At 30.7% G+C, this 14,238-nt stretch carries 14 protein-coding genes; 9 read left to right on the top strand and 5 right to left on the bottom strand.

Annotation, left to right across the window (positions count from 1 at the left end; translation table 11 throughout):
- Window positions 1-1,269: a patatin-like phospholipase family protein gene (locus B5E87_RS00070; RefSeq protein WP_087242726.1), complete on the top strand. Its 1,269-nt coding sequence runs from the start codon at window positions 1-3 to the stop codon at window positions 1,267-1,269.
- On the opposite strand, the gene B5E87_RS00065 is transcribed toward B5E87_RS00070, so the two are convergent.
- From B5E87_RS00065 to B5E87_RS00055, 3 genes are read right to left on the bottom strand one after another with little or no spacing between them, the layout of a single operon-like run.
- Window positions 1,264-2,055, bottom strand: a complete 792-nt coding sequence (locus B5E87_RS00065; RefSeq protein WP_087242724.1) for a type III pantothenate kinase — start codon at window positions 2,053-2,055, stop codon at window positions 1,264-1,266. The genes B5E87_RS00070 and B5E87_RS00065 overlap by 6 nt on opposite strands.
- Window positions 2,049-3,242 (bottom strand): bifunctional phosphopantothenoylcysteine decarboxylase/phosphopantothenate--cysteine ligase CoaBC, encoded by a 1,194-nt coding sequence (gene coaBC / locus B5E87_RS00060; protein WP_087242722.1) that lies wholly within the window; start codon window positions 3,240-3,242, stop codon window positions 2,049-2,051. Before coaBC ends, B5E87_RS00065 begins: the two co-directional genes overlap by 7 nt.
- 9 nt (window positions 3,243-3,251) lie before the next feature.
- Window positions 3,252-3,842: an ECF transporter S component gene (locus B5E87_RS00055; protein ID WP_087242720.1), complete on the bottom strand. Its 591-nt coding sequence runs from the start codon at window positions 3,840-3,842 to the stop codon at window positions 3,252-3,254.
- A 242-nt stretch (window positions 3,843-4,084) separates the two neighbouring features.
- On the opposite strand from B5E87_RS00055, the gene rbr reads away from it, so the two are divergent.
- Together rbr and B5E87_RS00045 are read left to right on the top strand one after the other, a co-directional pair.
- A complete protein-coding gene (gene rbr, locus B5E87_RS00050) occupies window positions 4,085-4,738 on the top strand; it encodes a rubrerythrin (protein WP_087242718.1) in 654 nt (217 codons plus the stop codon).
- Window positions 4,739-4,962: 224 nt separating this feature from the next.
- Window positions 4,963-5,502: a hypothetical protein gene (locus B5E87_RS00045; protein WP_087242716.1), complete on the top strand. Its 540-nt coding sequence runs from the start codon at window positions 4,963-4,965 to the stop codon at window positions 5,500-5,502.
- A 21-nt stretch (window positions 5,503-5,523) separates the two neighbouring features.
- Here B5E87_RS00045 and B5E87_RS00040 read toward each other — a convergent pair whose 3' ends face one another.
- Together B5E87_RS00040 and B5E87_RS00035 are read right to left on the bottom strand one after the other, a co-directional pair.
- Window positions 5,524-6,723, bottom strand: a complete 1,200-nt coding sequence (locus B5E87_RS00040) for an MFS transporter (protein WP_087242714.1) — start codon at window positions 6,721-6,723, stop codon at window positions 5,524-5,526.
- Between the two features lie 80 nt (window positions 6,724-6,803).
- Window positions 6,804-7,688: a MurR/RpiR family transcriptional regulator gene (locus B5E87_RS00035; RefSeq protein WP_087242712.1), complete on the bottom strand. Its 885-nt coding sequence runs from the start codon at window positions 7,686-7,688 to the stop codon at window positions 6,804-6,806.
- Between the two features lie 161 nt (window positions 7,689-7,849).
- On the opposite strand from B5E87_RS00035, the gene B5E87_RS00030 reads away from it, so the two are divergent.
- The 6 genes from B5E87_RS00030 to B5E87_RS00005 all read left to right on the top strand — a co-directional run bounded on the left by B5E87_RS00030 (window position 7,850) and on the right by B5E87_RS00005 (window position 14,104).
- Complete coding sequence (locus tag B5E87_RS00030; protein WP_087242710.1) at window positions 7,850-8,536, top strand: nitroreductase family protein; 687 nt, start codon at window positions 7,850-7,852, stop codon at window positions 8,534-8,536.
- Window positions 8,537-8,761: 225 nt separating this feature from the next.
- Complete coding sequence (locus B5E87_RS00025; RefSeq protein WP_087242708.1) at window positions 8,762-10,174, top strand: glycoside hydrolase family 1 protein; 1,413 nt, start codon at window positions 8,762-8,764, stop codon at window positions 10,172-10,174.
- Window positions 10,175-10,376: 202 nt separating this feature from the next.
- The gene (htpG, locus tag B5E87_RS00020) at window positions 10,377-12,272 is read left to right on the top strand and encodes a molecular chaperone HtpG (protein ID WP_087242705.1); all 1,896 of its coding nucleotides are present in this window, start codon (window positions 10,377-10,379) and stop codon (window positions 12,270-12,272) included.
- Window positions 12,273-12,341: 69 nt separating this feature from the next.
- A complete protein-coding gene (locus B5E87_RS00015; protein ID WP_087242702.1) occupies window positions 12,342-13,271 on the top strand; it encodes a hypothetical protein in 930 nt (309 codons plus the stop codon).
- A 54-nt stretch (window positions 13,272-13,325) separates the two neighbouring features.
- Window positions 13,326-13,862 (top strand): nitroreductase family protein, encoded by a 537-nt coding sequence (locus B5E87_RS00010; RefSeq protein WP_087242701.1) that lies wholly within the window; start codon window positions 13,326-13,328, stop codon window positions 13,860-13,862.
- Between the two features lie 8 nt (window positions 13,863-13,870).
- Window positions 13,871-14,104, top strand: a complete 234-nt coding sequence (locus B5E87_RS00005) for a hypothetical protein (RefSeq protein WP_087242699.1) — start codon at window positions 13,871-13,873, stop codon at window positions 14,102-14,104.
- The last annotated feature ends 134 nt before the right edge of the window (window positions 14,105-14,238 follow it).

Below are 14,238 nucleotides of genomic sequence, written 5' to 3'. Positions count from 1 at the left end.
TTGAAAAAAGCAATTGTTTTCGCTGGAGGAGGAGCCAAGGGTGCTTATGAAGCTGGGTTTATAAAAGCTATTCATGAAGCGCAAATGGATTATCAGATAGTAACGGGAACATCTATAGGAGCTTTAAATGCCTGTTTGTTAGCGCAAAAGGATATAGATGTTCTTTTGCATTTATGGGAAAATATTGAAGAAAAAGATGTTTTTGAAGGGGGCTTACCAGATTTGAGTTTTGATTTTGATCATATGCTTGATCAATCACATCTGGTTATTTCATTTTTTAAGAATTATATGAAAGAAAAAGGTGCTGATATTACACCTTTAAAACATTTGATACGCCAGTTATTAAATGAAGATAAACTCCTTCAATCATCAATTGATTTTGGATTATGTACAGTGCAATTTCCATCACTCAAACCCTTGTATATAACAAAAGAAGAAATGCCACGTCAACATATTTATGATTATTTATTAGCCAGTGCCTCTTGTTTTCCATTGTTTCCTATTCATCGCTTTCAAGATCAGGCGTATATTGATGGAGGGTATTATGATAATGTTCCCATTGATTTAGCTTTAGCTATGGGAGCAGATGAAGTATTAGTCATTGATATGAGTTATCCTGTTAAGCATTCCCATTATTTGCATCGTCCTCATATTCATTATACGTATCCAACTGTTGAACTCAGTGGATTTATGGATTTTTCTAAAGAATCTATTCAACGTTCACTACGTTTAGGATATCAGCAGGGTCAAAAAGCAATGAACAAGTATGTTGGTCATAAATATACATTTTTACCATTTCAAACTGTCTTATTTGAAAAAACTTATCAAAATATTTTATTGACAGAAAGATATATACGTCAATATACAAAAAGTAGCAGTCAAGATCATCTTTATCAGCAGTTTCTAGAGGCACATTTTCAAGAGCCTTTACAAAAAGAAGATTATTTATATATTTTACTCGATTGGATCTGTGAAATTTTAGAACGTGATGAGAGTTATGTTTATCAGTTTGATATATTCGTTCATGATTTACTGCAAGATTTTCAAGAATATCTGCAAAAAGATTTTTCTGTTTTATTAAATGGTGATTTGCACATTCTTAAACATATGAATAATAAAGGAATTGTAGGCATCATTCTACATTTTCTGCTTTATCCTGAACATGATAAAATTGGAAATGAAAGATTGATGACATTATTTGATAAACAATATGTTATAGCTCAATTGATTAAAATGATATATATAGAAGAAAAACAAGGTTCATTATAAACCTTGTTTTTCATATAAATTCTTTTTTGTTTTATCATAAATGATTTTAAGACCTTTAAATGTAAGATCAGCATCATAAATATCAATGAAATCTGTTTCTTTAGCAATCATTCTTCCTAAACCACCAGTTGAAATGACTTTCATATCTTGTTGATATTCTTTTTTGATTTGTTTAATTAAATATTCCGTTTGTCCAATATATCCAAAGAAGACACCAGCCTGCATACTTTTGATAGTATTTTTAGCAATCACTCGTTCTGGTTTTTGAATTTCAATTTCAGGAAGTTTAGCTGCCTGAGAAGACAATGCATTTGCACAAATGCCTATTCCTGGAGCAGTTGCTCCACCTAAAAACTCTCCTTTTTCACTCACAACATCATAAGTTGTAGCAGTCCCAAAATCAATAACGAGGCAAGGACCACCATAAGTATAATAAGCACCAGCAGCATCAACCAGACGGTCAGCACCTAAAGTTGAAGGATTATCAATACGAATATCAATACCAGTTTTGACACCTGGACCAATAAAGATAGGATTTTTATGTAAATATTTTTTGATACAGTTAGTAAATGAATAGTTGATTTTTGGTACAACACTACTAATAATAATATCTTGAATATCATCAGCAGATATTGAAGAAGCGCTCAAAAAAGATAATAACATAAATCCATATTCATCAGACGTTCTTTGGAATTTTGTTGTTAAACGATAAGTTCCAATTAACTGATCTTGATGATAGATTCCCATTGTAATATTTGTATTTCCAATATCAATAACAATTAACATTTTTCTTCCTCCAGCTTTTTCATTTGATTTAAGATAATGTAAGCTAATTCCTGTTTAGACATCTTTTGATAATCTGTGATTTCTTGTGGTGTTAAAATACTGACGACATTGGTATCTCCCTGAAAACCTGCGCCATCTGTTTTTAAATGATTAGCTACAATCATATCGCAGTTTTTCTTTTGTAGCTTCATTTGAGCATTTTCGATAAGATGACTTGTTTCCATCGCAAAACCACAGATCACCTGAGATGCTAAACGTCTTTTCCCAATTTCTAATAATATATCTTTGTTTTTATGAAGTTCCAATGTGAGTGTATCAGTAAGCTTTTTGATTTTCTCATCAGCTATTTCATTGCAGGCATAGTCACCCACGGCAGCAGACATAATCATATAATCATATTCTTTAACACACTGAATGATTTGATGATACATATCGTTTGCACTGATCACATCAATAACATTGACTCCATGTGGCTTTTTGAGATGCGTAGGTCCACTGACAAGCGTGACATTGGCCCCTAATTGGAAAGCAGCTTTCGCAAGTGCATAGCCCATTTTACCACTTGAGTGATTGGTAATAAAACGAACAGGATCCAGACTTTCTTGTGTAGGTCCAGCACTGATTAATATGTTTTTACCTGAAAGTGTTTTTGGTGCTAACATATAATCAATCATTTCTAATAAAGTGTCTTCATCTGCCAGTTTTCCATTTCCTGTATCACCACAGGCTAATAATCCTGAGATAGGTTCTACAAAAACAACACCTGTTTCTTTTAATAACTGCATGTTCTTTTGTGTGATAGGATTTTCATACATATGAACATTCATTGCAGGCGCAATAAGTTTTGGACATGTGGCAGCTAAAAAAGCACTTGTTAACATATTGTCAGCCATACCATATGCCAGTTTTGCAATCGTATGAGCACTGGCAGGGACAACCATAAATAAGTCAGCATCTTTGACAATATCTACATGGGTAATAATAGCTGGATTTTCATCATCAAATGTATCCACATAGACTTTACGTTTTGTCAGCGACTGAATACAAACAGGAGTCACAAAACGTGTAGCACTTTCACTCATCATGACTTCAATCTGATATCCCTGTTTCACTAAATCACTAATGAGCTGTATGCTTTTAAAAGCCGCAACACTTCCTGTAATACCAATAATTATTTTTTTTGACATTTTTTCACCTTATTTCTTAATTTGAATTAAAATACGTGAAACAATAACAGAAATAATTGTTCCAACGATAGCTTCTAACAAACCAGTTGTCGCAATGATCGTGAGAAGATAGGGCATCAATTTTGAAAATGTCATGCCTAAAGCTGAAGCATATTGATTTCCAAAGAAAAGATAAATACCACCCAATACAAGAATTGTATTTGTCATTGCACCTAAAAAAGAACCTAGACTCATTGCTAATATAGGATGTTTTTTCCATTTTTCATAAATCATTCCAGCAACATATCCAATACAGACCCTAGGAATGATCGCAATCACTAAACTCCAAAATGAGCCACTTATAAATGGTGAGAAAACAAAAGATGTAATGGTTGGCTGAATTGTATTTATAAATAGACTTGATAAGCCAAAAACCAGACCAACTTGAGCACCTTTATTTTTCCCTAAGACAATCCCTGCAATAATAACAGGAATATGCAAAGTTGTGGCACGTAATGGACCAATAGGAATAAAACCTAGAAAAGGAACCATAACCATTAAAATTTCAATGGCAATAAAAAGCGACATGAATGCAAGATTCTTAGTTTTTTGTTTATTCATTTGTACCTCCACTGTCATTTCTATCATAGAATACGACGTTTTCATAAGTTTAAAAAAGAAAAGTTAGTGCTTGATAAAAGTCACTACTGACGATATTCTTTTTTCATTTCACATTATACATGGTTATCTTCTTAAAAGCAATGTATAATATTATTAATAATAATTACTATTATTAAAAAAGTCCTTGCTTTATTATTTTTAAGGTGTATAATGAAGATAGATGAAGAAGGAGGAAAAAGAAAATGTCAAAATGGATTTGTAAAATTTGTGGATATGTTCATGAAGGAGAAACAGCTCCAGAACAATGTCCAATCTGTAAAGCTCCAGCAAGTCAATTTGAAAAAGTTGAAGAAGAAAAGAAATCTAAATATGCTGGAACAAAAACTGAAAAGAATTTAATGGAAGCTTTTGCAGGTGAATCTCAAGCAAGAAATAAATATACTTATTTTGCTGAAATGGCAAGAAAAGAAGGTTTAGAACAAATTGCTGCTATTTTTGAAGAAACAGCTAACCAGGAAAAACAACATGCAAAAATGTGGTTTGCTGAATTCCATGGTATTGGTTCAACTGATCAAAACTTAGAAGATGCTGCTGCTGGAGAAAATGAAGAATGGACTGATATGTACAAACGTATGGCTCAAGAAGCAAGAGAAGAAGGTTTCGAAGAATTAGCTATTAAATTTGAAAATGTCGGTAAAGTTGAAAGATCACATGAAGCACGCTATTTAAGATTATTAAAAAATTATAAAGAAGGAAAAACATTCAAAGGGGATGCCCCAAAAGGATGGAAATGTAGACAATGTGGTTTCATTTATGAAGGAGAAGAAGCTCCTGAAAGATGTCCAACATGCGGTTATCCAAAAGCATATTTCGAAAGAATGACTGAAAATTATTAATCTAATCTGGTAAGTGATGAGAATTTCTCATCACTTTTTGTTTCTATTGCGACTTCAAACTATGTCATATATAATAGGATACGTAAAGCAATGGTTTTTAAAGAAGGTGAAAGTGATATGTTAAAAAATCAATTTGTCAACAATTATTTTGATGATGGTTTGCTTTTCAAAGAAGATTTTGTTGTTAAGGGAAGACAAATATCAGTCTTTTTAGAGGTGTTTCTATGAATTCATATATGCATACATATACAGGTAAAAAAATTAATCCTCTTGCATTTACAAAAGATGATATAGATATCAAAGACATTGCGCATGCATTAAGCTTATTATGTCGTGGTGGCGGCCATTTAAAAATGTTTTATTCTGTAGCACAACATAGTCTTAACTGTGCTCAAGAAGCATTTCTTCGATATCGTGATTCTCGACTATCACTGGCCTGTCTATTACATGATGCCAGTGAAGCCTATATATCAGATATTATCAGACCTCTTAAACAGCATTTAAAGCTTTATGAGGATATTGAAAGTCAATGGATAAAAGTTATTTTTGAAAAGTATGAACTTTCAGAATTAAAAGACGAAGACCTTTTAAAAATCAAAAGGATAGATGATGATATGTTAGCTTATGAACTATATACATTGATGGAGCAGCAACCAAAGCCGACTTGTTTATTAAAAAGTCAACCATGTTTTACAGAAAAACATTATCGAGATGTTGAAAAAGAATTCTTAGAATTATTTGAAAGATTATCAAATATAAAATAAACAGCTCATGAAACCAAATCATTAGCTGTTTTTCGTAGACTTGATTAAAGGACGATGTCCTAAACCAACTTTATTTTTCAATGTCATAAACATAATGAAGCATCCAATCAAAGTCAATCCACATACAAAGATAAGCATACTATTTAAACCTAAACTATCTTGTAATATACCACCAAAGATATTTCCTATGGATGATCCTAATCCTGTTGACATCATCGCAATCATTGTTTGTCCCATCATTTGATCACTTTCATCAAGATGATCATTGACATAATAAGTGATGGTTGCAGTAAAGAGTCCAAAAGATAATCCCTGGAACATCATACCTATCAATAAGACAATCAAATGAGGTGCTAAACAGATTGTCAGATTACGCAAAACATAGAAGAAAGCACTCGCTAAAAGTAATGTTTCAGAACGGTATTTTTTTAATAAACGATAAGTGATGGACATAATTGGCATTTCACTGGCAGCCATACAAAAGACAGCAATTCCATATAATGAAGTGTTTCCACCAAGATTTTTAACAATATTAATTAAATAAGTTGATAAGGCTGTTGAAGCAGCATACATAAATGTAAAAGCTACAAGAATGAAAAAAAATATACGATATTTTTTAATAACAGAGAATATATTTTCCTGGTTTTTTGTCGTTGTTTCTTCTTGAATTTGATAGGGTGGCATTGTATAAAGAAGAATTAATAAAGCGATACTGGCAATTGCATAGACAAATGCAATGACTGTTGGATTAAAAAAATCAATCAGCTGACCAACAATAATAGCTCCCGCAGCATAAGAGATAGAGCCTAGTCCTCTAGCTAAACCAAAATTGATATATTGACCATCTTTTAAGTAATTCATACATATTGTAGAAAATAGAGGAACCATTGCAGCAATCAGACTTAATAGGAAAACATATAAAATCATAATGAGAAAAATAGGTGAAGTGATGATTGTTAAGACAGTAAAGATGACAATCATGATCAAGTATAGGGTGAAAATCAGTTTGTTAATAGATAAACCTTTGATGCGTGATAAAAGGGATGAGATAAATGGAGATAAAAAGATGGACAAAATAGCTCCACCACCTGTCACTATCCCAATATCCGTATTGGATAAACCACGGTATTGTAAAAATATAGCCACATAACCATAAATAGCTAAATAGGATAACCAGAAAAGAATTTGTAATCCATTATATTTCATTTGTAAAGATTTCATTGATTCACCCTCCATAACTTTTGTTTTTTTCAATCATAACAAAAAAAGTATTGAAACGTGTTTTTTTTCATATTATGAAATTACTTTATTTCATCACTCACTGGACTAGATAATGGATGACGAAAATCATTCTTTTTATCGTAACTAATTTTATTTTGAATATTCTGTTCATAGTCTTTTTGAAAAATACAAGAGAAAATGACATTAAAGAGATATTCAATAGAAATTTGTGAAGCAAAAGGAGCTATTTTCGTAAAAATCTTTTCTCTAGAACCAATATTTAAAATATAATCAGCATAATGAGATAAACGGTTATCACCAACTGATGTTAAAACAATGATGGGTGTATTGTTTTCTTTTAAGGTTTGAGCAATCTGAATATTTTCATTGGTTTCTCCTGAATAAGAAATAATCATCGCAATACGTGAGGAATTGGAATTATATGACATAAAGACCTGTTCACCATGTAAAATTCTTAAATTGACATCTCTGGAAATACGCATCATCTTATGTTGAAAACTCATGGCTGCTAATAAGGAATTACCAGAACCATAAATATCAATATGCTGATGGGGATATAATAAATCAACAATCTTATTTAATTCAGTAAAATCAATAAGTTTAATTGTATCTGCAATGACTTCCTGATAAAGAGAAGATAACTTATGACAAATCATAGGATAACTGTCATCTTTAGAAAAAGGAAAATTGACATCAATACGATCAGTATGATGTAAATCATATTGTAATTCGGCAGAATATTTGATTTTAAAATCATTATAACCTTCTAAACCTATTTTTTTACAGAGTCTGACAATGGTCGCAGGAGAAGTATATGTTTCTTTTGCCAGTTCTTTGACTGACATGCTTAAAACTTCTTCACCATGATTTAAAATGTATTTTGCAATTTGTTTTTCTGATTGAGAGAATTCCAGTTCAAATTCTAATTGTGTCATTATACTCATTTTTATCACCAATCCTAGTATACCATGAAACTTTGTTCCATAGAAGTGATGATTTTTACTCTTATTATGAAAAATGATGTTTGTTATATTTTTGAAGTATTTTATGATGCTTTGTGTTAGAATAGAATCAGTATTGATGGATGGATGAAAGGAGATTCATAATGGATATCAAAGAAGCAGTAGAAAAACGACATAGTGTTCGTCAATATTTAGATAAACCCATTGATGATGAAAAAACACAAATATTAGAAAAACAAATTGAAAAATGTAATCAGGCGGGTCATTTAAACATTCAGTTGATTCTCAATGAACCGCGTGCTTTTCAAAGTCAGCTGGCTCATTATGGTAAGTTTAAGGGTGTTCAACATTATATTGCTTTAATTGGTAAGAAGAATAGTTCTGATTTACAGGGAAAATGTGGCTATTATGGAGAGCATCTTGTTTTATTAGCACAACAGCTAGGTTTAAATACATGTTGGGTGGCTTTAACTTATAAAAAAATTCCAGAAGTGCTTCATCTTGATTCTGATGAGAAAATAGTAGCTGTGATTTCAATTGGTTATGGTGAAAATCAAGGAGTGGCTAGACGAAGCAAAGATATGAAAGATGTTATAGAAACAGAGGGAAATCTTCCACAATGGTTTTATGAAGGCGTTCGTTATGCATTATTGGCCCCAACTGCTATGAATCAACAGAAATTTAAGTTTGGTTTTGAAAATGGAAAAGTGAAAGTGAAAAGAGGAATAGGTTTTTATACAAAATTAGATTTAGGTATTGTGAAATATCATTTTGAAATAGGTGCAGGAAAAAATCATTTTCAATGGGACAATGAAGATGATCAAAGATAGGTGATTAAAATGACAGGTAAATACGATTTCTAATAAAATGTTAAGTTGCATTGGATATCGCCTGCCTAAAATAGATAAATACGAACAATTATGAAACAAAGTTTCATATGACAATGCATTTTTTATATAATTATGAAACTAATTTATAAAGTTATGAAAAGATATTTACTCATATGTCAATATCTTTTAAAATGAGAATATAAGAGAAAAAGGAGGACTTTATAAGTGGAAAAGAAAATGCCAAAAGATTTTTATTGGGGTGGTTCTGTATCATCATTCCAAACTGAAGGAGCAAGAAATGAAGGAGGAAAAGGGGTTTGTATTTATGATGTCAGACCAATGAATCCTGAATTTTCAGATTGGAATGTTGCGATTGATGAATATCATCGTTATGATGAAGATATTGCATTAATGAAAGAAATGGGATTTAATTTCTATCGTTTTTCTATTTGCTGGTCAAGAATTATTCCTAATGGAACTTTAGATGAACCTGTTAATGAAGAAGGTGTGAAGTTCTATAGTGATTTAATTGATAAGTTATTGGCAGCAGGTATTGAACCAATGATTACATTAGTTCATTTTGATATGCCTTACCATCTTGTTAAAAATTATAATGGTTTTGCATCTCGTTATGTTGTAGATTGCTTTGAAAGATATGCAAGAGTATGTATTGAAAGATTTGGAGATCGTGTAAAACATTGGATGAGTTTCAATGAACAAAATTTACATGGTCAAATGTTAAGAGTTTCTAATGCTGAAGAAATTCCTGAAGGTGTAAGTGAACCAAAACATTTATATCAAGTTAACCATAATGTCTTTATTGCACATTGTAAAGCTGTTAAAGCATTAAGAGAATTACAACCAGATGCTAAATTCTGTGGTATGGCTGCTGTTACAAATATTTATCCATACACAAATACACCTAAAAACAACTTATTTGCATGGCAAGCTTATCAATATATGAATGGTTTCCATGTTGATGTTTTTGCAAAAGGAAAATATCCAGATTATATGGTAGCTTATCTTGAAAATAGAGGATGGATGCCTCATTTTGAAGAAGGCGATGAAGAATTATTAAAATACACTGTTGATTATATTGCATTCAGTTATTATCGTTCTAATACAGTGACTGAAGGTGAATTTGACTTAGAAAGACCATATCATGAAGTTGTTGGTGAACATATGATCAAAAATCCTCATTGTGAAGCTAATGAATGGGGATGGGAAATTGACCCAATTGGATTTAGATGGACATTAAATGATTTACATACACGTTCTGATTTGCCAGTATTCGTTCTTGAAAATGGTATTGGATGGCGTGAAGATATGACTCAAGAAGAAGTAGATGCAATGCTTGCTGCAGGTAAAACAATCGAAGATGATTATCGTATCAACTATCATAGAGATCATATTAAAGAAATGGAAAACGCAATGTTTGAGGATGGTGTTCCTTGTTTAGGATATATTACTTGGGGACCAATTGATATTTTAGCAAGTATGTGTAATATGGATAAACGTTATGGATTTGTTTATGTTAACAGAACAAACAAAGATATCAGAGATTTAAAACGTATTCCTAAAAAATCATTCTATTGGGTTGCTAAAGCATTTAAATCTAATGGTGAAGATTTAGATTAATAAAATCAAAGAATGGCAAGTTGACTTGACCATTCTTTTTTTTGATAAAAATTATATTAAAAAAGAATATTCAATGTAGTTATTTTTATGAGACGGATAAAAAAAGAAAAATTAGCACATCTGGGTTGACAGTGCTAAAAGATAGGTGTAAGATACTATTAGCACAAAAATAGATAGAGTGCTAATAAAAGGAGATGTAAATATGGCAGAAAAGAAACAGTTTAAAGCTGAGTCACAAAGATTATTAGATTTAATGATTAACTCTATTTATACACATAAAGAGATTTTTTTAAGAGAATTGATTTCAAATGCCAGTGATGCTTCAGATAAATTATATTACAAAGCATTGACTGAAAATTTAAATGGTATTTCAAGAGAAGATTTATCTATTCAAATTGTGATCAATAAAGATCATCGTATGTTATCTATTATTGATCAAGGTATTGGTATGAATGCAGATGAATTAGAAGAACATTTAGGAACGATTGCCAATAGTGGTTCTTTTGAATTTAAACAGGCATTAGAAAAAGGACAAGATGATGTTGATATTATTGGACAATTTGGTGTTGGATTCTATTCAGCATTTATGGTTGCTCATAAGGTGGAAGTGATTTCTAAAAAGTATGGAGAAGATCCGGCTTATATTTGGGAATCTGATACAAGTGATGGATATACAATCAATGAAATTGATTATCCAAATCATGGAACAAGAATTAACTTATATTTAAAAGATAATACTGATGATGAAAATTATGACCAATATTTAGATGAATATGAAATTCAAAGATTAGTTAAGAAATATTCTGATTATGTTCATTACCCAATTAAGATGGATATGACAACTTCTAAGAAAAAAGAAGATAGTGATGAATATGAACAAGTCATTGAAAATAAGACATTAAATTCAATGGTTCCTTTATGGAAAAGACCTAAAAAGGAAATTACAGAAGAAGATTATAATGAATTCTATAAGGATAAATTTAATGATTTTAGCGATCCATTATGTGTTATGCATAACAGTGTAGAAGGAACAATTTCTTATGATTCATTATTATTTATTCCTTCTAAACCGCCAATGAATTACTATTCACAAGATTATGAAAAAGGTTTACAACTTTATTCTCGTGGTGTCTTTATTATGGATAAAGCCAGTGAACTTGTTCCTGAACATTTCAGATTTGTGAAAGGTTTAGTAGATTCACAAGATTTATCATTAAATATTTCTCGTGAAATGTTACAACATGATCGTCAATTGAGAATTATTGCTGATAAAATTGAAAAACGTATTCAAAGTGAACTTGAAAAAATGTTAAAGAATGATCGTGAAAAATATGAAGAATTCTTTAAGAGTTTTGGATTACAGTTAAAATTCGGTATTTATAACAGCTATGGTATGTTAAAAGATAAATTACAAGATTTATTGTTATATTATAGTGCAAATGAAAAGAAAATGATAACTTTCAATGAATATGTTGAAAACATGAAAGATGGTCAAAAAGAAATCTATTTTGCTAGTGGTGAAAGCTATGAAAAGATTGATCATTTACCAACAGTAGAAATGGTTAAAGATAAAGGATTTGATATTCTTTATATGATTGATAATGTAGATGAATTCTGTATTCAGATGTTAAGAGATTATAAAGAAAAACCATTTAAAAATATCAATCAAGGTGATTTAGATATTGATAGTGAAGAAGAAAAGAAAGAGTTAGAAAAAGTCAGTGAAGATAATAAAGACTTAATCTCAACTCTTAAAGATGCATTGAAAGATAAAGTTCAAGATGTCAAAGTGTCTTCACGTTTAAAAACACATCCTGTTTGTTTGGTAAGTAGTGAAGGTGTTTCTTTTGAAATGGAAAAAGTTTTAAATCAAATGCCTGATGGACAAAATATCAAAGCAGGAAGAATTTTAGAAATTAATCCAAATCATGCAATCTTTACAGCTTTACAATCTTTATTTGAAAAAGATAAAGATAAAATTAATGATTATGCATCATTGTTATATGATCAGGCTTTATTAATTGAAGGATTTAGTATTGATGATCCTGTTGAATTTTCTAATAAGGTTTGTCAATTAATGGTAGATGCAAATAAATAAGTCATTGGAAGAAACGGTTTTGATAAATCGTTTCTTTTTTTATGTTATAATAGATTTGGGTGAGGAATCATGATAAAAAAGGGTATTTCTATAATGATTATAAGTTGTTTATTAATACTGATAACAGGTTGTCAATCTCAAGACGAATCTCAACAAACGAATCTAACAGAATATCGTTTTGCAGGTTATTATGACTGGTTTTTAGGAAAAGAGGAATATGAAGATTTTATGACATATGTCTCTAATGATCAATCTTTAAAGATTGATTCTCAATATGGTGAAAAGATTTATCGAGATGATGAATACCTGATTATAGAAGCAACTGATGAACAAAAACAAGCACTGATCAATCAAAATAAGCAGCTTATTGAAGAGGCTACACAAGAATTTATGAAAATGGGAGAAGATTACCAGATGGATTATAGTGATGATTACTCGTCTATGACAATTTGGATTGATCAGGAACATTTTATAGATATTTTTTCGAGTGAAGCATTTCAAGTAGGTGGGAACATGCTTGGTATTATGAGTCTTGTTACAGCGAGTCGTGTATTGACAACGGGAAATTGTGATAGTGCTGTTGAAATTCATATTATTAATTTAGATAGTGACTATCAGGTTGCAGAAGCTATTTTTCCGTATGAATCTATTCAGATCACTTCTCAAGATTGGCTGACAAGTCAACAAAATGATGTGACTGACTCTTCAAAACTGGAAGGTTATTCAAGAGTTTTAGCAACAGTCATTGAAAAAAATGACAATCAGATATTTTTCAAGCCTGAATCAACTTCATCTGATTACCAAAAAGATGAAAAGCTATGCTTGTGTTTAGATAGTGTTTATGGAGAAGATGTTTTTATACCTTATCAGTTATCAAAAGGTGATCAAGTCTATTTAACATTGAATGGAAATTATGCTCTTCATGATGATGGTGATGAAATTCCTGATATTGCTCCAATGGCAATCATTCCTGTACAATATATAGATGATGCCATGTAACTTTATTTGCAAAACGGATTTATCAAGATTATAATAAGGATAGGTGATGAAAACATGGAATTAAATGAAGTTTTGAATAAAAGAAAAAGTACAAGAAGACAATATCTGTCAAAAAAAGTTGATGATAATGTAATTCGTCAGGTTATTGAAGCGGCGATTTTAGCGCCTTCATGGAAGAACTCACAGGTGACACGTTATTATATTGCTAAATCAAAAGAAGCTTTACAGCAGGTTAAAGGTTCATTGCCAGAATTCAATCAGGAAAATGTTGGTCAGGCTCCTGTTTTAATTGTTTCCACGATTGTTTTGAATCGTTCTGGTTATAATAAAGATGGTACACCAACGAATGAACTTGGCAATGGATGGGGATATTATGATTGTGGTATGCATAATATGAATCTTTTGTTGAAGGCAACAGAATTAGGATTATCTACGTTGGTTATGGGTATCCGTGATGAACAGAAAATAAAGGAAATATTTGCGATTCCTGATAGTCAAGCCGTTGTTAGTGTTATCGCTTTAGGTTATAGTGATATGGAAATTGAAAGACCACAACGTAAAACATTTGAAGATATAGTTGTAATGAAATGAGGAAAGATATGATAGTTTTATATATTATTGGTGGATTTGTTTGTTTATTATTGGCTATATATGTATTAGATCGTAGAGAAAAAATGTCAAAAAAGATTAAACAAATCAAAGAACAAAAACAAGAAATTCAAGAACTGAATAATCAATTAGATGAGATTCAATACCAACTTGATTTGATGGATGAGTCTATTCAAAAGGCTCATGATATAAGTTCACAAATTTTATTTTATATGAAAAAATAAAATGATTTTTTGTGAATATAATAAAATAATGATAGCTTTTATAGTAAAATTCAAAATATAATGATTTATATAAATAAAAAGTAAAAAAAGTGTTGACATGTTTATGTAAATGCATATAATAAAAGCATATAAAA

The organism is Massilimicrobiota sp. An142, assembly GCF_002160725.1.
Lineage (GTDB): Bacteria > Bacillota_I > Bacilli_A > Erysipelotrichales > Coprobacillaceae > Allocoprobacillus > Allocoprobacillus merdigallinarum.
Note: the sequence above shows the minus strand (reverse complement) of the source record. Positions and strands in the feature narration are given on the sequence as shown.